We start from the raw sequence: 21,100 nt of genomic DNA on the forward strand, positions 1-21,100 counted from the left end.
CGGATCGCGGCGTTCGGAACATGGTTATTCGGGCCTACTTCAGTCCGGTCAACACGATCGAGGCGACGATCTGCTTCTGGAAGGTGATGAACAGAATGATGAGGGGTACGAGTGCAATGGTTGTGGCGGACATTACGTACGTCCAATTGGCGTTGTACTGGGACTGCAGGGCGGCCGTCGCCACGGTTATCACCTTGGGCCGCTGGCTGGCGATGACGCGCGGCCACATGAAGGAGTTCCACTGGCTGACCACCGTGATGAGGGTCAGCGTGGCGAGGATGGGACGCGATATCGGCAGAACGACTTGAAGCAGTGTGCGCACGTGCCCGGCACCGTCTACGCGCGCGGCGTCGATGAGTTCTTGCGGGATGGACCGGAAGTTCTCCCGCAGGAGGAAGACGGCGTAGGGCGATGCCAGCATGAAGGGGATGACGATGCCCCAGAAGGTGTTGTTCATTCCGGCTTTGGCCATCATGAGGTACAGCGGGATCACGAGCACGCTGGAGGGCAGCATCATCGTCGCCAGGAATATCCAGAAGATGATGTCACGTCCGGGGAAGGAGAGGCGGGCGAAGGCGTAGGCGGCCATGACGGAGGAGCCGATCTGCGCGACAACCATGACGGCGACCATCGCCAGAGTGGTCCAGATGGCGCTGGCGAAGTCGATGCGACCGCCCAACACCGCGGCGAAGGAGTCGAGTGTCCAGGGGTCGGGCGGGGCCAACGGCGAATGGGAGGCGAAGTCTCTAGGAGACTTGAACGCCGTCATGAAGCTGAACAGGAAGGGCAGAACCATGATGATCGCGGCAAGCCCCAGTCCCAGGTAGATTCCCAGCACCGCTAGCGGGCCGCGCCGGTTGCTGACACGCCCCCATCCCTGCCCGCTGCGGCCTTGCGAGCGGAGACTCGGCCGCGTGTGAACAGGAGTGGTGCCGATCGCGACGGCGTCGTCAGAGGAGCTCATAGGTCGTCCTCCTGCGGAAGTAGAGGTTCTGGGCGGCGGTGATGACCATCAGGATGAGCATCATGACGACCGCCATGACGGCGGCCCTCCCCATGTCCCAATTGACGAAGGCCTGCTCATATATCTCAAAGGCGAGGACCGACGTCGATCCTGCGGGTCCGCCGTGCGTGAGTGCGAAGACCTGATCGAAGATATTGAATGCCGCGATAATGGTGGTCACCGAGACGAAGAAGAAGGTCGGGCGCAGTAGCGGTACTTTGATCCGCCAGAAGATCTGGGTGGGTGAGGCGCCATCGACCCACGCCGCCTCTATGAGCTCGGAGGGGATGGACAGCAGGCCGGCGATGAAGAACAGGGACGTGTAGCCGACGTTGTTCCAAATGACGACGAGTGCGACTGCCGGCAGCGCCCACGTCTCCGAGACGAGGATCTCCAGGCGGGTTCCGGCGATGGCCGAGAGCAGACCGCCGGTGGGCGCGAAGATCCACGACCACACAACACCCAGGGCCAGAGGGGAGGAGATCCAGGGGATGACGATGAGGGTGCGAAATACGTTCGTGCCGCGCACACCTTTGGTGAGCATATTGGCCAACGCGAGCCCTAGGCCGATCTGAATCGGCACCACCAGGGCGACTAGGAGCAGTGTCACCCGGAGGGAGGAGAGGAACTCGGGATCGCCGAGGACCTCGCTGATCTGCGTGAGTCCGACATACTCGGGATCAGAAATCATGTCCCACTTGTGCACGGTGAGCCAGAGCACGATGCCGACCGGCACAACCATGAACAGGGACACGCCAATGACGCTCGGCGTGAGGAAGAGGTATCCGGAGATCGCCTCCCGGAGACGAGCTCGGCGAATGAAGTTGTTCGCCTTCACAACACAACACCGCGATCGGCATATTCGTGCCGGGAAAGTGCCGCGTACTCTTCGATGAGCTCCAGGAAGTCGGTGCTGAACCCCTCCGGCAGGGGCGTGGTGCGGACCAGCGCGGCCACCTGCGCAAGGCTGGGCGCGTTGAGTGATCCGCCCGGCCGCCCCAGGGTGGCGGCGGCTACCACACAGGCCAGGGAGACGGCCGGGTGCAGCCCCAGATCATGCAGGTACGCCCACACCAGTCCGGAGGTGAAGGCGTCCCCGGCGCCGGTGGTGTCCACCACGGGCACGTCCAGGGCCGGCAGCGTCAGCAGTTCCTCCCCGTCGCAGGCGACCACGCCGTCGGCCCCGCAGGTGACCGCCACGACGGGCACCCGCTCGGCCAGTGCCCGGGCGGCCTCGGCGGCGGTGCCCGTCCGCGTGTAGTGGAGCGCCTCGGACTCGTTGGGGGTGAACACGTCCACAAGATCCAGCGGGGCGAGGTCCTCCTCGCTCCAGCGTTCGGTCGGGTCCCAGCCGGTGTCGCCGAAGACCATGGTGGGTGCCGGGCCGTAGCGCCAGCGCGAGACGGCCTCCCGGCCCGTGCGAATCGCACCCAGATCCGCCACGAGCGCCGTCGGTGTCGGCCAGCCCGAGGCCGGGACGGGCGCCGTGTCCTCCCCGCAGGTGGTCAGGGCGCGGTCGCCGTCCAGGGCCAGGGAGACGGTGACATTCTGTCGCCGGGTGTGCTCGGCCCGGGACAGATCCACCCCCTCGGCCTTCAGCATGTCGGTGACGAGGACTCCGGCCCGATCCGTTCCCAGGTACGTGCACAGTCCGGTCGGCAGTCCGAGGCGCGCGAGGGTGACCGCCTGGTTGGCGGCACCTCCCGGCATGAGGGCGCAGTCCTCGACCAGCTGCTCCTCCCCGGGGACGGTCGCATGAGTCAGACCGCTCATGACGACGTCGAGGAAGGTGGGCCCGACGACGAGGGCCCGGCGGTCCGGGTCGGCGGGAGCTGCGCGATGCGGCATGCGACCTCCTCATCAGACACGCCGGTTGCTCGGCGCACGTAAGTGTACTTGAAATTGCTCAAAAATGCGCGATTTCGCGCATAAATGACGTGAGGTCGATAGACTGCTCCCATGTTGGCTCAGCAGCGTCGCTCGGCGATCGTGGAGATGGTGAAGGAGAGCGGCGGCGTCTCGGTCGCCGATCTGGCCCGGGCGCTGGAGGTGTCCGCCTCCACCATCCGCCGCGACCTGAACGCCCTGGGTCGCGAGGGCAGACTCCGGCGGGTGCGCGGCGGAGGCACGATCGAGGCGGACGCCCAGCCCTTCGCCCACGTCGCCGCCCGGGCGGCCGGGGAGAAGGACCGCGTCGGTGCGGCGGCGGCCGGGCTCGTACGCGATCGGGACGTCGTCCTCATCGACATCGGCACCACGGGTGCCGCCGTCGCCCGGCACCTGCGGGGACGGGACGTCACCGTCGTGACCGCCTCACTCGCCGTCGTCGACGTGCTGCGGGAGGACCGGCACGTGGAACTCATCGTGCTGGGCGGGGTGCTGCGCCCCTCCTACCTGTCCCTGGTGGGCGGGCTGACCGAGAACGCACTGGCCCAGATCAGCGCGGACATCGCCTTCATGGGCACCTCCGGCGTGCGGGCGGACGGCACGGTCATGGACTCCACCGGCATCGAGGTGCCGGTCAAGCGCGCGCTTCGGGCCGCGGCCGAGCGCACCTGCCTGGTGGCCACGGCCGACAAGTTCCCCGGGGCCGGGCTACTGCCGGTGTGCCCCATCAACGAACTAGAAGTCGTCATAACCACCGCCGCTCCCGGCACCGCCCCGCTGCCGGACCTGGCGGGCACAGCTACGGAGGTGCTGTTCGCATGAAACTGCTCATCGTCGGCGGCGGCGGGTTCCGCGTGCCCCAGGTGATCGAGGTACTGGCGGCCGCTCGGGCGGGCTCCGGCCCCCACCCGGGGCTGGTGGTGGATGAGGTGTGCCTGTACGACGTCTCCCCGCGGCGCCTGCACGCCATGCGCGCCGTACTGGCCGACCTCGACTTCCCGCACGCACCCGCGCTGACATCCACCACACACCTGGAGGAGGCGGTGCGGGGGGCCGACTTCATCTTCTCCGCCATGCGAGAGGGCGGCACCCACGGGCGCGTGCTGGACGAGCTCGTCGCCCTGGAGCAGGGCGTGCTCGGGCAGGAGACCGTGGGCGCCGGCGGCTACGCCTACGCCTTCCGCACCATCCCGGCGGCCATGGAGCTGGCCCGCACCGTCCGCGACCTCGCCCCCGAGGCGTGGGTCATCAACTTCACCAACCCCGCCGGCATCATCACCCAGGCCATGCGCACGGTGCTGGGCGGGCGCGTCGTCGGCATCTGCGACACCCCCATCGGGCTGGTGCGGCGGGCGACGACGGCGGTCGGCGGGGACGCCGCGCGCGCGTCCCGGATCGGGCCGGGGGCGGGGCTCGACTTCGACTACGTGGGCCTGAACCACCTGGGTTGGCTGCGCAGCCTCGTGGTTGACGGTCAGGACCGGCTGCCCGGCCTGCTCGCCGACGACGCCGCCCTGGACCGCATGGAGGAGGCGCGCATCATCGGCTTCGACTGGGTGCGCGCGCTCGGGATGCTGCCGAACGAGTACCTCTTCTACTACTACCTGGGCCGGGAGTCGCTGGAGCGCATCCGCGCCGAGGCGGAGACCCGCGGCCAGTTCCTGGAGCGGAGGCAGGGGGAGTTCTACGACGCCGTCGCCGCCGATCCGCAGCGGGCGGGGGAGCTGTGGCGGCGCGCGCACGTCGAGCGCGAGGCCACGTATATGGCCGAGTCTCGCGACGCGGCTGACCGCGCCGGGCGCCGCGAGGAGGACATCGCCGGCGGCGGTTACCAGCAGGTGGCCCTCGACCTGATGACCGCCGTGCACACCGGCGTGCCCGCCCGCATGATCCTCGACGTCGGCAACGCCGACGCGTGCTCCGCCGGCGGCGGCCTGCTGGTGCCCCAGCTGCGCGAGGACGCCGTGGTGGAGGTGCCGTGCGTTGTCGACGGCGACGGCGTGCACCCGCAGCGGGTGGGGGCGCTCGCGGGCGCCGAGCTCGGGCTGGTGGCCACGGTCAAGGGCTGCGAGGAGCTGGTCATCGACGCCGCGCTCAGCGGGGACGAGACGCTGGCGTGGCGGGCGCTCGCCGGCCACCCGCTCATCGACTCCGTCAACGTGGCGCGGCGGGTGCTGGACGGCTACCTGGCCCGCAACCCCCTGGTGGCCCGGACCTTTGGGCGGTGAGGGTGGACTGGTTGAGGCGGTAGGATAGGCGATCTCCCTTCAGCCCCGCCATTGAGCGGACGCGTGATCCCAGCGACCCTTACTTCGCGAACCGTTGAGAACCTCGTCCAGGCAGGCTGCGGCCGCATCGAGCGAGGCGTCGAGTGAATGAAATTCTGTGGGAAACTCTGCGAACTCGCGCGCCTGGCGAGGGTATGCCTGCTCCCAGGCGGGGGAGGGCGAGACGATTGCGGTTGGTTGCGGGATTCTCCTGCGTCTGGACTCATGATCTAGCATCTCGCTCAGTCTCGCGGCGTCGAAGTCAAGATGGGCGACGATACGGACGATGTCCGCCAAATCGCGGTAGCGCGTCGAGGCCGTGCGTGTTTTTCCGTGCAGTTCGTATAGCGCGCAGATCTTGTCCGCCAGATGGTTCTCTACGGGGACTGTCGGGACATCCGGGAGGTCGGCAATGGTCTCATGATCGATGATCGGCGTGGGGGAGATCCGGTCAATGGGGCCGCTTACGTGGCGCCGGGTGGTGATGTCTATGCTGAACCGACCGAACTCGGCCACCCCGAGCAGGACCCGGATGTCGGCCTTGGCCGTCAGAGCTCCGTAGCCATAGCCATCCGGCTCGCTATGCGGTGAGACTTTGACGATCTCTAACCGGAAGGGGTCGGAATCCAGCGAGCGGCTCAGTGCGGACCGCAGTTCGTCTCTCAACTCCTGCACATCGCTCCAGCCATGTGTGCGGGCGAGGTCCACATCGCGGGTGAAACGGCCGCCCCGGGTGCGTATGAGCAGTGCGTTGCCTCCCAAAAGCAGCCAGTCATCCATGTCGTCGGCGAACAGGCGCTTGGTCAGCAGGGCGAAGACATACTGCTGACGGATGTCGTCGGCAGTGACCCCGCGGCGGCTCGCCTCAGCCCTGATGCGTGAGTTCAGTGATTGGCGTAGACGCGAAGCGGCGAGCGGCTCAATCACTTAATCCCTCCTCGCCTGTGCGATCGTTGTCGTGGGTGGAGCCTGCGGCGGCCGATCTTGATCGGTCTAATAAGGCAGTAATGTCGGCGATTTGCCTAATTGCTGCGACTAGTCCGGGGTACTGAGAGTTCTTCAGGGCTTCTTGAATGGCGGCATTCGCGGTTGTTAGGATTGGTTTTGTGTGCTGCATACTATCCTTGATGCCGGCGTTGGCGGCAGTAATAATGGGTGCCATGGCTGCTTGAGCCTGTTGAATCGTTCTTTTGTTTATTTCGAGTTGGGAGAGTAGCGTTGACAATGCAAACTGGGCCGTTTGTAGTGCCGCCGCCGGCGGGCCTGCAATCTCCAGGAGCGCTTGGACTAAATCGGCGCCGGTTGCGTGTCCGTAGGCAGATGCATGGGGGTTGAGCGCTGCGGCAATGTCTCCGAGGTCGGCTTGTGGTATGCCCGCGGCGTCCCTGACGACTGCGGAGAGATGCTCCATTTCTGTGTGTTCGGCGGCCAGATCAGCGATGGTGCGCGGGATGGTGGTGACGGCAATGCCGTCTATTACGGTGACGTCGTTGTGGTCAAGCGGCCTCTGTCGGTAGCGGATGTCGGGTTGGCGAGTCTGTTTTCGCGTGGGAGCCGTGAAGGTATGCCGTGCCGGTATGATTTCGCCGATGTCATGCAGGGCCGCCGCGGACACGTGGGACACCGTGGGACTGTCCGGGTCGTGGGCGCGTTCGTCCGCGAAGCGCTTGGGATCGGTGCCGAGCCAGGCGGCGCGAAGATCCTGATGGGGATCGTGATCCGAACCGGGCAGCGCGTACACGCCGTGGCGAACGCGCGTCAGCGCTTCCGAGGTGGTCAGGCGGGTGAGTGATGTTCGGTCGATGCCGACCCGCGCTGCCTGGGCCGTGGTGATCAAGCCACGCTGCGAACCGGCGGCAGAGGACAGCGTGCGGAGCGCGTCTGCGGTTCTCATGCGACCTCCTGCTGCGTTTGCTACATTCACAGTGTAGCAAACGCAGTGCGCTGCCCGAGGCGGCAGGATGCGTGGAATGGATCAGTCCTTTGTCGCAGGGCGGCGTTCCGCGCCGTCCAGACGCCTCATCAGGTACGACAGGATGCTCAGGGCGTCGAGGCAATCCTCGTAAGTCAGGGCGCCCGTCTTGAGCAACTCCACCTGCTCCTCGTGGTCGATGGTGTTCCGGAAGGCGCTGAGAACGCCGAGTGAAAGATTCTGCTGGCCCCGGTCGACGTTGTCTGCGGTCTGCTCGGTGAATCCGCCGTTCCTCATGTGTCGGGAGAATACCGAGATCGACCCGTCCTTCCCGAAGGACTTGGACAGCATGCGATAAGGGTCGTCTCGCGGAATCTCGGATTTCGTCGCTGTCGCGCCAACGTATCTCTTCACGGCCTCGTCGACCGCATGAAAATAGTCACCTCGCTCGTAAAAAACGCGCGCAGCGTCCTGGATCTCGTGGTGGAGCCTGCGCCAAACGTAGTCCGTGTACGGCGGTGCGAGACAGTGTTTTTCTCATTCAGGGCCGCTTCCTGATCCGCCGTCAGGTTGAGGCCCTCAGAACTCACGTACTCGAGTACCGTTTCGGCCGCCGAGCGGCTCTCCTCCAACTGGATTTACGCTGTCCAGTCCTTCCTTGAAATCTCGGCACTTCGCTGTCCGCGAGTCTTGCGCTTCTGCGATCGTCAGGCCCTCCATTCGCGACCCACCCGAGCGGCGCGGGCCGGGGGCTCCTGGGCATCCTCGCCGGGGGTGGTCAGATCCATGCGCTCCAACACGCATCGGGACACGCGGCCGGAACTCGCGATCCGGCACCTGCTGCACGCCCGGGGGCTGCGTATCTGGGAGCACGTGCCGCCCGAGGAGGCCGTGCGGCTCATCGTCCGGGCGCTCGAGGCGGACCGGGACGAGTGACGCATTGACGGGGCGCACGACTCACTGCTCTCAGTGGCACGCTCACTCACATCACTGAGGTGCTCACTCTATAGAGTGACGCCCTCACTCTAGAAAGTGAGACTATCACTGACGTACACTGAGGTCGTGACTGACGAAGAACTCCAGGAGCACGTCGCCCGCATCCGGCGGCTGGGTGCGGATGACGCCCGCGTCGAGGTCAAGGCCGCGGTGCGCGACATCCCCAAGGGTATCTGGGACTCCGTATCCGCATTTGCCAACACGGAGGGCGGACTGATCATCCTTGGGCTCGACGAGAGCCTGGGCTTCACAGCTGCCGACGGTTTCGATGCCTCGAGGATAGAGAATGCCCTCATCTCCGGCCTGGACGACGCAGAGCGTGCCAACCCCAAGGTGAGGCCTGTTCCGCAGTACCAGGTCGACCGCGCCGAGATCGATGGCGCCCAGGTCGTTTGGGTTCGCATTGAGCCTCTCTCGGCCACCCCGGACAGGACGGCGCCCTGTCATGTCGTTGCGCAGGGCCTGGAACGGGGAAGCTATAAGCGAGTCGGTGATGCGGACAAGCGCCTGACTACGTACGAGGTACACCTCCTGCGGACGCGGAACGTCAACGAGCATGCCGATCGCCAGCCTGTTGACGGGCACACCTTCGCAGATCTCGATCCGGACCTGGTGAGCCGCACGGTGGAAAGGGTGCGGGCAAGCGGCTCGCGTGCACTCGCCGGGCTCGCTCCGGATGATCACGTATCTGCATTGCAGAGGCTCAACGCTCTTACGGCCGACGGCACTCCCACCCTGTCTGGCTATCTGGCTCTCGGAATTTACCCACAACAGGAGTATCCCCAGCTGACCATCGATGTAACCGTTCATCCTGGTACCGCCAAGTCTCAGGACCCCACCGTCAGATTCGTAGATCGCCGTAACTGTGATGGTCCACTGCCGCAGGCGATTGACGATGCCGTACGCACCGTCATGCGCAACCTGCGCACGCGTCGAATCGTTGAAGGGACCCGTGGCACTGACGTTCCCGAGATTCCGGAGGATGTTCTACGAGAGGCCATTGCCAACGCGGTCATGCACCGCGACTACTCCCGCTTCGTCACCGGGCAACAGGTTGCTGTCAACGTGTACCTCGATCGCGTAGAGGTCATCAACCCCGGCGGCTTCTGGGGCGATCGCACCAAGGAGAACGTCACCGATGGTCACTCTGCGTCCCGAAACGAGGACTTGGCCCGCCTGCTTACGGTAGTACCCATGCCTGACAACCGCTCCACGGTCTGCGAGAACCAAGGGTCGGGGGTCGTTCGCATGGTCAACGAGATGCGTGCTCACGGCCTGCCCACTCCTGACTACAGCACATCGACGATCGACCACGTAGTCGTTCGCCTTGATCGCTTCGGCCTCATGGATCCGGAGACGGAGGAATGGCTGGGAACGCTGCCCGGGCGATCCGGCTTCTCTCGCAACCACGAGGCCGCGCTCGCCCTGGCCAGACGGAATGGAACCGTGAGTGTGGTCGATCTGCGCGACAACCTGGGACTCGACTCTGACGACTGCCGTGGTGTTCTCGCGCAGCTTGTGGCCGACGGTCTCCTGGTGGGCATGAATGACGGCCCCTATGCGATCGCCGATCAGACAAGGAGCGTTGAGAAGACGGGAGCTGAGTGGGAGATCCTTGCCGTCCTGAGTGCGGACGAAGCTCTTTCCATTCGGGATGTGGCAAAGGCCACCGGTAAGACGCTCACTGCGCTTCGGCCGGTGCTGCGAGAACTCGTCGAGCGTGGCCTGGTGGTCGCGACGGCGCCGCCTACGAGCCGCAGCCGTAAGTACCTGCTTGCAGGCGGGTGACAGTCGCCCAAGGTTCGCGCTGGCCGGTGGGGTCGGGTTGTCTCTCCCGGCCCCACCGGCCTTGGCGGTGAGGTGGCCGCGTCCGGGGTTTCCCGGCTCTTCGTGTTTGAGAGTTTGGCGGTTGGCGGTGCGGGCCTCCGCGGTGGCGCGGCCCGGAGGTGCTGGGAGCGCGGAGCCGAAATGCTAGGACTGCGGAGCCGTGGGGGTGTTGGGAACGCCTCTTCGGCGTCTACTACGCCGGTTAGCCCTCTGTTGAAGACTCCATAGCCCTTCAGCAAACACCTAACCGGCGTAGTAGAGCACGAACCGGCGTAGCAGACGACCCCGGCCATGGGCACCAAGACGCCGTCGGCCCCGCTCCCGCTGCCCGTCGTCCTCCTGGAGCGCCAGACCCCATAGCAATCTCGCATACTGGCTCGGCCTGAATCCAGTCCGGACCCAGACCCCGCACGCACCCTCACAGTGGCAGACCCGCCGGCACCCACCACCACACCCCCAAACACGAAGAGCCTCTTTCACCGCTGCGTTCTCAGCAGGCCGGCGCGCAGTCGACGCCGGGCGCGCCGACATCCTGTGGTTCCCGTAATCGCTGTGCGGCCTTTCCGCGGCGCCACTCAGTAGTTCGAGAACCGCGCATCGCGCTCAAGCGCCGCCATCCGCGCCATCTCCGCCTCCGTCAGCTCGAAGTCCCACACGTCGTAGTCCTCGTTGATGTGCTGCTGGTTGGAGGAGCCGGGGATGCAGACATTGCCGACCTGCAGGTGCCAGCGGATGATGATCTGCGCGGCGGACTTGCCATGCGCCCGGGCGATGTCGCTGATCGTCTCGTCGTCGAAGAGCGTCTGGGTATTGCCGCGCCCACCCAGAGGGAACCAGCTTTCTAGCACCGTTCCGTACTGTGCGATGTGCTCCTTCATCTGTCCGCTCTGGTGGTACGGGTGCGTCTCATTCTGCAGGAGTGCGGGGCGGATGCTGGTCGCCTCCACGAGCCGGTCGAAGTCCTCCGGCTCGTAATAGTTCGACAGGCCGATCGACCGCAGCCGACCGTCCCCCACCGCGCGTTCCAGCGCCTAGTAGGCGTCCACGTCGTTCGCCGGCTGACTGTGGTGCAGGATCATCAAATCGATGTAGTCGACGCCGAGCCGCTCCAGGGAGGTGTTGATCGCCGCGTCGGCGTCGTCGTAGTCGGTGGTCCATATTTTGGTCGTGATGAACACGTCCTCGCGGGCGACGACGCCCTCGTCGATGGCCCGCTGCAGGCCCCTGCCGACGCCGGTCTCGTTGCCGTAGATCCGCGCGGTGTCGATCAGCCGGAATCCCGCCTTGAGGGCCCAATAGGTCGAGTCCGCCGCCTCCTCGTCCGACAGGGAGAAGGTGCCCAGGCCCAGGATCGGCATCTCGTAGCCGCTGTTCAGGGTGACGGTCCGGGCGTCGAAGTCGAAGACGGGGGAGCCGGACACGGCCGGGCCCTGCGGGGAGGCGCCAACAACTACACCGCCGGCGTCACCGCTTTCGGTCTCGGCCCCGCTTCCGCCTCCGCCTGTGGCGCTGCATCCGGCGAGCGCCAGGCACAGCAGCAGGAGGATCGCGGCCAGGCCTCCCGGCCGCGCGGCAGATGAACTCAGCCTGCGTTGACGGCGATCCATTCCTCTCCCCTCCTGCGGTAGTGGTGTGAGCCGGCCATGCGGAAGGTCCCCCTGGCGCCGTAGGCGTTCGCGTTCAGGACGGACGTGAAGGTGATCGTTGCGGTGTCGCCCGCCACCCGGACCCGCGGGTCCTCGATGCCGATGGTGAAGTAGTTCAGGCGGCCGTCGGCGACGTCGGCGAAGTACTCCTCACGGCTTTGCCGCCTGCCGCTCATATGGGTGAAGGTCATGTCCGCGGACACGATCTCCCGCATGGTGTCGATATCGGCCTCAGTCATGGCCTGGCAGTACTGGGCCTGCCGGTGGAGCACGGACAGCTCCTGCGCGCTCATGGCATTCAGGTCCGCTCCGGTGATGGTCACGTTGCCGAACACCGAGAAGTCGTATTCGGGCATTACCTTGTCCTCCTTACCCTGCCCTCCGTTTGCCTCCCGGCCCGTTGCCGCCGGTTCATCGTCTGAAGCCGCGGTGTCCGTGCACCCGCAGCGTGCCGAGTTCGGCGTCGAGGTCCCGGAACTCCGCGTCGGTCAGCTCCACCCGGCTTGCACCCAGGTTTTCGATGATGCGTTCCTTGTTCTTCGAGCCGGGGATGGGCACCGAGCAGGACCACTTGTGCAGCATCCACGCCAGGCTGATCTGCGCCGGGGTGGCGCCCTTCGCCCGGGCGTAGCGGCTCACCAGCTCCACGATGGGTCGATTGCCGCGGAGGTTGCGCCGGGACAGCTGCGGCACCCAGGTGCGCACGTCGTCGAAGGACTCGAACTCGGTGTTCTCGGTGACCTTGCCGGACAGGAGCCCGCTCGCCACGGGGCTGAACGCCACCAGGCCGATGCCGTGCTCCTCGCAGTAGGGCAGCACCTCCGCCTCCACGTCGCGCTCCACCATCGAGTAGATGTTCTGCACGGCCGTGAGCGGATACGCCCCGTGGGCGCGGCGGATCACGTCGACGTCCACCTGCGACAGCCCCCAGCCCCGGATCAGGCCCTCCTGGGCCAGCCGACCCATGGCCTCGGCGACCTGTTCCACCGGCGTGGAGCCCAGGCGATGCAGGTAGTACAGGTCCACATAGTCGGTGCGCAAGCGCTCCAGCGAGGCCTCCAGGTGGGAGCGGATCTCCCCGTAGACGGAGCCCCGCCCGCCCGAGGCAAACAGCTTGGTGGCCAGCACGACGTCGTCGCGCACCTCTTCCAGCGCACGCCCCACGATGCGCTCGTTGTGCCCGACGCCGGACAGTCCGGGGCTGTAGATCTCCGCGGTGTCGAAGAAGGTGCAGCCGTGCTCGTAGGCGCCGCGGATGGCCTCGAGACTGTACTGCTCGGGCGGGATGCGGCCGTATCCGTGGCTGAAGGCCATGCAGCCCATGCCCACCTCGGAGACGGTCAGCTCGCCGATCCGGCGCGTGTTCATGCCATGTCTCCTCTTGGTGTCCTCTTGCTTTTGAGTGGTGTTCCGCGAGTGCGACGACGCCGCGGGCGGCGACGAGGCGGCTCGCCACGCCGCGGGGGCGGCATCTCCGGTGCGGCGTGATTGGTGCGGACGACCACGCCGTACACTGTGTTTTGCAACTCGCGTTACTTATCCTACGAAGGGCGCGTGTCGGCGACAATGGACGACTCCGCCGAGAAGGTGGCTTAAGCAACCCCGATGCGGCCCGAGTTGCATATCTCGTGAAAGGAAGACCGTGCGCACCACCCCCGCCAAGGACCTGCGCGTCACCAAGACACTCGAGGCCATCGACCGCACGTTCCGCGCCATGATGCTTCAGGGCGGCTACGGGTCCATCACCGTCAAGGCCCTGTGCGAGCGGGCACGCATCAACAAGAAGACCTTCTACCGCTACTACGAGACGCTCGACGACCTGCTGGCCGAGGTCATGTCCGCCTACGCCTCGGCCTGGCGCGAGCGCACGGTGCACCTGGGAGGAGCCTCCGACTTCGCTCAGATGACCCGCGAACTCTTCTACTTCGGGGCCGAGCAGGACGAGCTCTACGACGTCATCACCTGCGACCCGGCCTGGGACGGGATACGGCGGCAGCTGCAGGACGACGCCAGCGGCGAGCATGCGGAGAACGTGCCCGCGGGCTTCACCCCGGAGCTCTGGCACCTGCTCTACGCCTACGTATCGCAGGCCGGGCTGGCGATGTACCGCGCCTGGGTGGCCGACGGCAAGGCCATCCCCCTGCCGCGGGCGGCCGAAACGGCGGCCAGGCTGGTGTGCCAGGGGAGCGATGCGCTCACCTTGGAGTCGTCGGGGGCGTCCGGCCGCAAGTGACCGGCGCTGGTGCCGCGACGACGCCCTGGCCCCGCCGTCACTCACGTCACAGACGTCCTCACTTTATGCAGTGACACCCTCACTTCAAGCGCTGATGCGGTGGTCACCTCTGCGACCGCGACCGCGGGGGCCTGCGCAGCCCCCGCGTGGTTCGACCGGTGGGGGTGAGGGCGTAGCTGACGTGCCGGGTGTGCGCGGGCATGGTCTGGCCGGTGGGGTCGGGTTGTCTCTCCCGGCCCCACCGGCCTTGGCGGTGAGGTGGCCGCGTCCGGGGGTTCCCACATCCCCGGGGGCTCTGCCTCCTGCGCCGGAGCGTACCGGGGCGGGCTCCCATGTACCCGGCCTGGTTCTCGGTGGCGGTTCGGTCTTCGGGGTCCCCAACCCTCGCGACCCGCACCGTCCGGCGGCAGGAACCATGTAACTCGTCCCGCCTGGACGATCACCCCCAACCCCCCTGAGAAAGTCCGGGGAAGCTCGGCCGTCCGGGGTCGGTCCTGGTGTAATGGTCCCGTGGGTCGCCCCGTGGTGCTGGGTGGGCGTGCTTGGGCGGGCGTGCTGCGAGCCTTTGCCCTCTGTTGCGATGTTTTGCACCCTGGTGCACGGCGAATTGCCGTGCACCAGGGTGCAAAAGCTCGTGGTAGAGCCATGAGACCGTGTCATAGGCCGGCGGCGGCAGTGTTCCCGCCGTCGTCCACTTATGACCTCCGGTTCGCGGCCTCCTGCTCACGCGTGCTGGACGACGGCGCCAGCTCGGAGCGGGCCGCCCGCGGATCGCGGCCCCGCAGCCGGTTGATGTAGCGCTGGTACCAGGCCAGTGCCAGACCGAGGAACACGACCACGCCGCCCACGTTGTACACCAGCGTCAGCCACAGCGGCTGATCCAGCGGCGTCGTGCCGGCGATGAACACGAAGGCGAACACGGCCAGCAGGAACACCGCCACCGCCAGCCCCACCGGCCGCGAGCCCATGCGGAACTCCCGGGGCGCGGCGTCGTAACGCAGGCGCAGCACCAGGTAGGCCAGCAGGATCAGCAGCGGCGGGATGAGCGCCGTGGCCGCGGTCATGTTGATGACGATGCCCAGCAGGTCGTCGATGTTGCTCGATCCCAGCGCCGGGATGATCAGGATCGGCACCACGATGGCGAACTGCAGCCAGGCCGCCCGCCACGGAATGCCCTGCTCATTGAGCTCGACGAGCTTCCCTCCGAACACGCCCCGGGGGATCTCGGAGAAGAAGATCTTCACCGGCGTCGAGGTCCACATCAGCAGCGAGCCGAGCGTGGCCGCGAGCAGCACCAGCCCCACCACCCGGAAGGTGAGCGCCGCCGGCACCCCGAAGTGCTCGCCGACCGCCCCCATCACCACGAACAGGCCGTTGGAGTAGTCCAGGCCGCCCGTCGGGACGAACACGTTCATCAGCAGCGAGGCCACCGCGTACAGCAGGCCGATCATCAGCCCGGCGGCCACGATCGTGCGTACGAATGCCTTCACGCCGCCGCGCAGGTCGTTGAGGAACACGCCCACCGACTCCGCGCCGCCCACGCCCTGGATGATCCAGGCCAATGTCCCCAAGAACGCCCAGGTGGTGGCGAAGGAGGATGTGTCCGGACGCAGTGCCCGCAGCGTAATGGGGGAGGCCGGTTCCACTCCGCCGATCAGGGCCGCCAGTGAGGCGACGATGAACACGCCCGTGAGCGCCAGCACCGCCGACGCGCCGATCGAGGTGACGGTGCCGATCCACTTCGCGCCCTTGGTGGACACCCAGGTGGCCACCGCGAAGATCGCGATCGACAGCACCGTGATCAGCCACGGTGACATCTCCCTGTCCCCGCCGGTGAGCAGGTAGGAGGTGAACACCAGGATCAACGGCAGCAGGGAGGCAAAGTAGAACAGGTTGACGAACCAGTAGCAGAACGCCGTCATGAAGGCCCAGCGCCCGCCCATGGAGGTCTTCACCCACTGGTAGACGCCGGACTCCGAGGAGCGGTTCATGGCCACGAACTCGGCGATGATGAGGGTGAACGGAACGAAGTACAGCAGCGTGGCCAGGAAGAAGGCCGGCGCCGAGGCCAGGCCGATCGCAACGTTGTTGTTGATGACGTTGCGGATGTTGAAGACGGCGGAGACCGTCATGGTCAGCAGCGCGAACTGGCCGATCCGCGCCCGAGTTTCAGAAGACGAAGACATGGTGCAGTCCCTTGTTCATGTGGATAAGTGCGGCCCCACGGCGTTACTCGCGTCTCAGGCGGGTCCACTGGCGACGACGAGGAGGTGTCCCCTCGCCGCGGCGTCCGGGCCGTCGGCGTGACCAGGAGGTCGCGGCCGGAGCCGCGCCGCAGGAAAAGCGTGGGGTTTGCGGTTGATAGGACGGTGGATGCACGGCGCCGACGGCGCCTCGGTTCGGTTACTTGTTGGGGAAGGAGGCCTCCTCGACGGTGACGCGGATGATGGCGGCCTCGCCGCTGCCGGGAAGCAGCCGGAACGCCTCGGAGACGTCGACCACGCCGATCCCCCCGGCGGGCACGGTCACCGTGCGCAGCGTCTCGGCGGCCTCGTGCACCTCCCGGTCGGTGAGGTCGTCATAGGGGGTGCGCACGGGGGCGACGGCGACCGGCGCCACCTGCACGGTCAGATCGGCGTCGACGGCGTGCAGCACGTTCAGGTAGCGGCGCGAGGTGACCAGGCCGTCACCGGCGTCCCAGGCGGCCAGCAGGTGGGCGGCCGAGTCCCTCCAGTAGGTCAGGGAGTCGCCCACCGAGTACGCCACTGCGGGCCGGATTGCCGGTAGGTGGTCGATCGCCTGGCAGACCCGCCGCCACTTCTTGACGGCGCCGCGCTCGCGGGCGAGTGAGTCGAGATCGGGGAAGAGCCGCATCGGTTCACGCTCCTGTTCCGGGGGTTGCGGGGGTTGTGGAGGACTCGGTTGCTGTGCCCGTCCCGGGCAGGCCGGATGCGGACTCGCCGGCCCCTCCGGTTGGAGCCACCCCGTCGGCGTCGCCGCCGTCCAGGGGGATCAGGTCGAAGGCGAAGGAGAAGTCCTCCAACCGGGTCCGGTAGGCCTCCAGCACCTCCGAGCCCCACGAGTTGGATCCGAGCCCGAGTACACGGTGGTTGACGTTGACGGTCACGTTCTCCCGGGGCACCAGATCGGTACGGTGGCGGGCGGCGTCGATGTCTTGGCATGTCCAAGGCCACACCGAGAAGTCGAAGTCCTCCGGCGGCTCGCAGGCGCCAGGCAGCGGGGTGCGGGCCAAGGCCAGGCCCGCGCCGTTGGTGTCGGTGAGCGTCAGCCAGCGCACCCCGCCCCGGTTGGCGCAGTCCTGCGGCACCACGTAGGGGGTCTGCATCTCCTCCACGGCGGCGCTCCAGCGGCCCACGACGGCGGCCGTGCGGGAGTCGGGGTAGTTCTCACCCGGGCCCAGCCCCAGCCACTCGACCGTCCGGGCGTAGCCGGGGGCCTCCAAGGTGAGGCCGATGCGCGGAATGATGTCGTGGTAGTCGCCCCAGGCGCGACCGACGGCGCCGACGCTCACCGTGGAGCCGGTGACCGTGTAGCTCAGGTCCACCTCGAAGCCCAGCGCCTGCGCGGGCGGACCGATGATTTGCGCCACCTCCACGACAACGGCGTCCCCCTCCCGCCGCAGCACCACCGACCGGGTGAAGGTCTGCATCAACTGCACGTGGCGGCCGGACCACAGCGCATCGAACTCCTGCTGGTGGTTGTCGATCAGCGGCGTCCAGAAGCCGACGGCGGGCGGCGCCGCCAGCACCCGTCTGCCGCCGCGCACCCAGGAGGTCAGGGCGCCGGTAACGATGTCGAAGCGGAGCTCCTGCTCCACTCCGAAGATGACGAACTCGTCCCCCTGGGCGCGCACCTCCATGCGGGAGGCGGCCCGGCGCAGGTGAACCGCGGCGTCGGGGCCGGCGTCGTCGGCGACGACGAACTGGTACACGCCCAGCTCATATCCCTCTGGCGCCCAGGGCGGGCGGGCTGTGGAGCGCACACGCACCCGCAGGTGGGTCAGACGCCCCGCCTCGACATCCACCGGCAGGACCTGGCGCATCTCCTGCTGCGGTGCCAGCGGCCCCGGCGCGAGACGACCCAGCGGCTCGGCGACGCCGTCGACGACCCGCTCCAGGTCCAGGACCACGTCGGAGGCGTCGGTGAAGAACCGGCCGTTGCGCACCCGCAGCTCGCCCTCCTCCCAAACCACGCCGATCGGGCAGATCACCTGCTTGTACTCGGCCAGGCCCGGGCTCGGCTCCTGCCAGGGGAAGACGAGCCCGTCGATGCAGAAGTTGGAGTTATGCGGGTAGTCGCCGTGATCGCCGCCATAGGAGTGGTACTCGCGGCCGTCCGCGGTCTGGGCCACCAGCCCCTGGTCGCACCACTCCCAGATGAACTGGCCCTGGATGGAGTCCCAGCGGTCGATGACCCTCTGATACTCCGCCAGGCCGCCGGGGCCGTTGCCCATGGCGTGGCCGTACTCGCACAGGATGCGCGGCTTGGGGTGCGGGTGCTCGCCGAAGTCGTTCATCTGCGACACGCGCGAGTACATGGTGGAGACCAGGTCCACGCATTCGGCGTCCCGGTCCTCCTCGTAGTGTACCGGCCGCGCATCCAGCTGCTTGCAGCGGGCGTACATGGCGCGGATATTGCAGCCGAAGCCGGACTCATTGCCCAGTGACCAGGCCACAATGCAGGCGTGGTTGCGCTCCTGGATCACCAGCCGCTCGATGCGGTCCACGAAGGTCGGCTCCCAGGCGGGATCGTCGGTGATGCGGGCGATGTCGCCGGTGTTCTCGAAGCCGTGGGTCTCCAGGTCGGTCTCGGCCATCACCAGCAGGCCCAGCTCGTCGCACATCTCGTAGAAGCGCGGGTCGTTGGGGTAGTGGGAGGTGCGCACCGCATTGATGTTGTGCAGCTTCATCAGCTCCAGGTCCCGGCGCACCCGTGCCATGCCGACGGCCCGGCCGCGGCGGTCGTCATGGTCGTGCCGGTTGACCCCACGCATCTTGAAATAGGTGCCGTTGAGCAGTAGGCGGCCGTCCTCGATGCTCACTTCGGCAAGGCCCAGGCGGTGCGGTACGGTCTCGGCGACGGTGCCGTCGGCGTCGTGCACAGACATGACCAGGTCGTACAGGGCGGGGGACTCCGGGCTCCAGGTGAGCGCAATGGGCACGTGCAGGACGCAGGGGGCGGCGTCGGTGGCCGTGCCATGCAGCGGCGTCCCGTCCGGGCCGGTAAGGGTCAGGCGGACGTTGCGGGCGGCGCGGGTGCGCACCGCCACCGTCACCTCCGCGCCGCCGTCGTCGCTCAGGCGGGTGGTGACGTGGAAGTCCTCCAGCCGCGCGGCCGGGCGGACCATCAGGTAGACGTCGCGGAAGATCCCCGACGCCCACCACATGTCCTGGTCCTCCACATAGGTGCCGTCGCTGAACTGGAGGACCTTGACGGTCAGCAGGTTGGCGCGCCGGGTCAGCAGCTCGGTCACGTCGAACTCGGCGCTGAGCCGGGATCCCTTGGTCATGCCGACGAAGGCGCCGTTGAGGTAGATCTCCGCGTAGGAGTCGACCCCGTCCAGGCGCAGCACCGCCTGCTCGCCCGGGGCCAGGACGGGTCGGAGCAGTTCGCGCTGGTACACGCCCGTCGGATTGTGCGAGGGGACTTCCGGCTGCCTGACCGGAAAGGGGAAGCCCTCGTCGGTGTACTGCAGTGGACCGTGTCCGTCCACCTGCCACAGGTGAGGGACGCGCACCCGCCCCCATTCGGGGTGGGGTACGGCCAGGTGTTCGGCGCGCACCCGGCGGGGGGAGTCGAACAGGCGGAAGAACCACAGACCGCTCAGGTCCGTGAATCCCCGGGAACGTGCCCGGTCCCGGGTGGCGGCCGCCTCGGGGGAGTCGTATCCGAAGAAGTAGGCCCGTGCCGGCAGACGGTGCCGATGGGGCAGACCCGGGTTCTCCCAGTCATTCGCATGCACCATTGACGTGCTCCTTTGACGATGGAACCGCTTCCACGCTTTTGTGGAAGCGGTTCCACAATGTAGGGGTACGTTGCACGGAACGCAAGTGGGATGCAAGAATCGATATGTTCGAGCAAGATGAGTCCGTGACTTCTCCGGGCAGGCGCGTGACCATCGCCGACGTCGCCCGCGCCGCGGGCGTGGCGCCGTCGACGGTTTCGCGCGCGCTGAACGGTTCTCCCAAGTGCAAGCCGGCTACGCGCGAGCGCGTCATGCGAGCCGTGGAGCAGACGGGCTTCGTCGTCAACCGGCGGGGGCGAGCGCTGGCTGTGGGCCGCTCGGAGGCGATCGCCCTGCTGTTCACCGACCCCTTCGCCGAACTGTTCACCGACCCCACCTATGCGCGCCTGTGCGATGGGATCGTCTCGCGACTCGCGGACGGGCCCAACCTGCCGATGATCCTGGAGGCGGCCACGCCTGCGGAGCGTGAACGTGTGCTTGAGCATGTCGGGCGGGGCGCCGTGGACGCCGTCATCGTCATCACCCCTTATGCGGGCCGTGAGTTGCTGGACCGACTCGCCGAACTGTCGGTGCCGGTGGTGCTGTGCGGCCAGTTGGAGGGGGATCCCTACCGGGGGGTCTTCTCCACGGTCTACTCCGACGACGTCATAGGCGCCGCCCTGGCCGCCCGGGCGCTGGAGGAGGTGGGACGAGAAGCGCCCGTCAGCGTCATGGGTCCGGCCGACAACCCTGCCTCCGTCGACCGTATCCGCGGCTACCGGCGCGTACTCGGCTCCCGCCTGGGCGATGAGCGGGTTGTCCACACCGGCTGGGACCAACTCAGCGGGCATCGGGCCATGCGTGAGATTCTCGCCCGCGGCATCGGTTTCGACGCAGTACTGGCGGGATCGGACCGCATCGCGGTCGGGGTCATCGAGGCCCTGCGGGAGGCCGGACGGGAGGTGCCCGGCGAGGTGTCGGTGGTCGGATTCGACGATCACCCCCTGGCAGCTCAGTATGAGCCGGCGATCACCACGGTGCATCAGCCGCTGCGGGAGGAGGGGAAGCGCGCCGCCGAGATGGCGGTGGACATGATTGACGGCGTGGAAGCCCAGACGGTGGTCATGGACATGTACCTGGTGGAGCGGGACACGGTGTGATTGCCGGCCAGGTGGGGCCGGATTGTCTCTCCCGGCCCCACCGGCCCGTGGCGTCGAGGGGAGCCTCCCCGGGGTTCCCACATCCCGGTGGCTCACGCCTCCTTCGCCGGAGCGGAACGGCGCGGGCTCCCATGTACCCGGCCTGTCCTCGGTGGTGGGTCGGTCAGCGGGCTCCCCAACCCTCGCGACCCGCACCGTCCGGCG

At 67.3% G+C, this 21,100-nt stretch carries 16 protein-coding genes and 2 pseudogenes; 6 read left to right on the top strand and 12 right to left on the bottom strand.

From position 1 onward, the window contains the following. Positions 1-34: 34 nt before the first annotated feature. The 3 genes from C3B71_RS00585 to C3B71_RS00595 are packed head-to-tail and all read right to left on the bottom strand — an operon-like array spanning position 35 to position 2,851. Positions 35-964, bottom strand: a complete 930-nt coding sequence (locus C3B71_RS00585; RefSeq protein WP_108965383.1) for a carbohydrate ABC transporter permease — start codon at positions 962-964, stop codon at positions 35-37. Then, positions 951-1,841, bottom strand: a complete 891-nt coding sequence (locus C3B71_RS00590) for a carbohydrate ABC transporter permease (RefSeq protein ID WP_234415993.1) — start codon at positions 1,839-1,841, stop codon at positions 951-953. The genes C3B71_RS00585 and C3B71_RS00590 overlap by 14 nt, the downstream gene beginning before the upstream one ends. Further along, positions 1,838-2,851, bottom strand: a complete 1,014-nt coding sequence (locus C3B71_RS00595) for a carbohydrate kinase family protein (RefSeq protein ID WP_108965385.1) — start codon at positions 2,849-2,851, stop codon at positions 1,838-1,840. The genes C3B71_RS00590 and C3B71_RS00595 overlap by 4 nt, the downstream gene beginning before the upstream one ends. A 111-nt stretch (positions 2,852-2,962) precedes the next feature. Between C3B71_RS00595 and C3B71_RS00600 the strand changes: the two genes are divergently transcribed. After that, on the top strand, positions 2,963-3,712 hold the full coding sequence (locus C3B71_RS00600; RefSeq protein ID WP_108965387.1) for a DeoR/GlpR family DNA-binding transcription regulator: 750 nt from the start codon (positions 2,963-2,965) through the stop codon (positions 3,710-3,712). Further along, on the top strand, positions 3,709-5,118 hold the full coding sequence (locus C3B71_RS00605) for a family 4 glycosyl hydrolase (protein WP_108965389.1): 1,410 nt from the start codon (positions 3,709-3,711) through the stop codon (positions 5,116-5,118). The genes C3B71_RS00600 and C3B71_RS00605 overlap by 4 nt, the downstream gene beginning before the upstream one ends. Before the next feature lie 39 nt (positions 5,119-5,157). On the opposite strand, the gene C3B71_RS00610 is transcribed toward C3B71_RS00605, so the two are convergent. The 3 genes and pseudogenes from C3B71_RS00610 to C3B71_RS00620 all read right to left on the bottom strand — a co-directional run. After that, a complete protein-coding gene (locus C3B71_RS00610) occupies positions 5,158-6,084 on the bottom strand; it encodes a nucleotidyl transferase AbiEii/AbiGii toxin family protein (protein ID WP_108965391.1) in 927 nt (308 codons plus the stop codon). Then, a complete protein-coding gene (locus C3B71_RS00615) occupies positions 6,077-7,051 on the bottom strand; it encodes a type IV toxin-antitoxin system AbiEi family antitoxin domain-containing protein (protein WP_108965393.1) in 975 nt (324 codons plus the stop codon). Before C3B71_RS00615 ends, C3B71_RS00610 begins: the two co-directional genes overlap by 8 nt. Before the next feature lie 81 nt (positions 7,052-7,132). Then, positions 7,133-7,552 (bottom strand): annotated as a pseudogene (locus C3B71_RS00620) (TIGR02391 family protein); the annotation flags it as partial. A 291-nt stretch (positions 7,553-7,843) separates the two neighbouring features. Between C3B71_RS00620 and C3B71_RS15680 the strand changes: the two are divergent. Both C3B71_RS15680 and C3B71_RS00630 read left to right on the top strand, forming a co-directional pair. Then, positions 7,844-8,005, top strand: a complete 162-nt coding sequence (locus tag C3B71_RS15680) for a hypothetical protein (RefSeq protein ID WP_159097592.1) — start codon at positions 7,844-7,846, stop codon at positions 8,003-8,005. Positions 8,006-8,131: 126 nt separating this feature from the next. Then, a complete protein-coding gene (locus tag C3B71_RS00630) occupies positions 8,132-9,853 on the top strand; it encodes an ATP-binding protein (RefSeq protein ID WP_108965398.1) in 1,722 nt (573 codons plus the stop codon). 614 nt (positions 9,854-10,467) lie between these two features. Here C3B71_RS00630 and C3B71_RS16255 read toward each other — a convergent pair. The 3 genes and pseudogenes from C3B71_RS16255 to C3B71_RS00645 all read right to left on the bottom strand — a co-directional run bounded on the left by C3B71_RS16255 (position 10,468) and on the right by C3B71_RS00645 (position 12,906). Further along, positions 10,468-11,499: pseudogene (locus tag C3B71_RS16255) on the bottom strand (aldo/keto reductase). Beyond that, positions 11,475-11,894, bottom strand: coding sequence for a nuclear transport factor 2 family protein (locus C3B71_RS00640; protein WP_108965400.1), 420 nt, complete (start codon positions 11,892-11,894; stop codon positions 11,475-11,477). The pseudogene C3B71_RS16255 and the gene C3B71_RS00640 overlap by 25 nt, the downstream one beginning before the upstream one ends. Positions 11,895-11,949: 55 nt before the next feature. After that, positions 11,950-12,906: an aldo/keto reductase gene (locus C3B71_RS00645; RefSeq protein WP_108965402.1), complete on the bottom strand. Its 957-nt coding sequence runs from the start codon at positions 12,904-12,906 to the stop codon at positions 11,950-11,952. Between the two features lie 274 nt (positions 12,907-13,180). Here C3B71_RS00645 and C3B71_RS00650 point away from each other — a divergent pair, with 274 nt between their 5' ends. Further along, positions 13,181-13,771 carry a TetR/AcrR family transcriptional regulator gene (locus tag C3B71_RS00650; RefSeq protein ID WP_108965404.1) on the top strand — a complete coding sequence of 197 codons (591 nt, stop codon included), beginning with the start codon at positions 13,181-13,183 and terminating at the stop codon, positions 13,769-13,771. A 695-nt stretch (positions 13,772-14,466) separates the two neighbouring features. Here the strand turns inward: C3B71_RS00650 and C3B71_RS00655 are convergent. The 3 genes from C3B71_RS00655 to C3B71_RS00665 all read right to left on the bottom strand — a co-directional run bounded on the left by C3B71_RS00655 (position 14,467) and on the right by C3B71_RS00665 (position 19,757). Beyond that, positions 14,467-15,957 carry an amino acid permease gene (locus C3B71_RS00655; protein ID WP_073329421.1) on the bottom strand — a complete coding sequence of 497 codons (1,491 nt, stop codon included), beginning with the start codon at positions 15,955-15,957 and terminating at the stop codon, positions 14,467-14,469. 217 nt (positions 15,958-16,174) lie between these two features. Further along, positions 16,175-16,645: a hypothetical protein gene (locus tag C3B71_RS00660; RefSeq protein ID WP_108965406.1), complete on the bottom strand. Its 471-nt coding sequence runs from the start codon at positions 16,643-16,645 to the stop codon at positions 16,175-16,177. Positions 16,646-16,649: 4 nt separating this feature from the next. Beyond that, a complete protein-coding gene (locus C3B71_RS00665; protein WP_108965408.1) occupies positions 16,650-19,757 on the bottom strand; it encodes a glycoside hydrolase family 2 TIM barrel-domain containing protein in 3,108 nt (1,035 codons plus the stop codon). A 104-nt stretch (positions 19,758-19,861) separates the two neighbouring features. Between C3B71_RS00665 and C3B71_RS00670 the strand changes: the two genes are divergently transcribed. Then, positions 19,862-20,896, top strand: coding sequence for a LacI family DNA-binding transcriptional regulator (locus C3B71_RS00670; RefSeq protein WP_181574851.1), 1,035 nt, complete (start codon positions 19,862-19,864; stop codon positions 20,894-20,896). Positions 20,897-21,100 lie beyond the last annotated feature (204 nt).

This window comes from Actinomyces sp. Z16 (genome assembly GCF_003111765.1).
GTDB lineage: Bacteria > Actinomycetota > Actinomycetes > Actinomycetales > Actinomycetaceae > Actinomyces > Actinomyces glycerinitolerans.

Excerpts from the sequence above, each read along its gene's own strand:
- C3B71_RS00655 (WP_073329421.1), bottom strand. The coding sequence starts at position 15,957 with ATGTCTTCGTCTTCTGAAACTCGGGCGCGGATCGGCCAGTTCGCGCTG.
- C3B71_RS00600 (WP_108965387.1), top strand. The coding sequence starts at position 2,963 with ATGTTGGCTCAGCAGCGTCGCTCGGCGATCGTGGAGATGGTGAAGGAG.
- C3B71_RS00605 (WP_108965389.1), top strand. The coding sequence starts at position 3,709 with ATGAAACTGCTCATCGTCGGCGGCGGCGGGTTCCGCGTGCCCCAGGTG.
- C3B71_RS00595 (WP_108965385.1), bottom strand. The coding sequence starts at position 2,851 with ATGCCGCATCGCGCAGCTCCCGCCGACCCGGACCGCCGGGCCCTCGTC.
- C3B71_RS00660 (WP_108965406.1), bottom strand. The coding sequence starts at position 16,645 with ATGCGGCTCTTCCCCGATCTCGACTCACTCGCCCGCGAGCGCGGCGCC.
- C3B71_RS00585 (WP_108965383.1), bottom strand. The coding sequence starts at position 964 with ATGAGCTCCTCTGACGACGCCGTCGCGATCGGCACCACTCCTGTTCAC.
- C3B71_RS00665 (WP_108965408.1), bottom strand. The coding sequence starts at position 19,757 with ATGGTGCATGCGAATGACTGGGAGAACCCGGGTCTGCCCCATCGGCAC.
- C3B71_RS00645 (WP_108965402.1), bottom strand. The coding sequence starts at position 12,906 with ATGAACACGCGCCGGATCGGCGAGCTGACCGTCTCCGAGGTGGGCATG.
- C3B71_RS00670 (WP_181574851.1), top strand. The coding sequence starts at position 19,862 with ATGTTCGAGCAAGATGAGTCCGTGACTTCTCCGGGCAGGCGCGTGACC.
- C3B71_RS00615 (WP_108965393.1), bottom strand. The coding sequence starts at position 7,051 with ATGAGAACCGCAGACGCGCTCCGCACGCTGTCCTCTGCCGCCGGTTCG.
- C3B71_RS00640 (WP_108965400.1), bottom strand. The coding sequence starts at position 11,894 with ATGCCCGAATACGACTTCTCGGTGTTCGGCAACGTGACCATCACCGGA.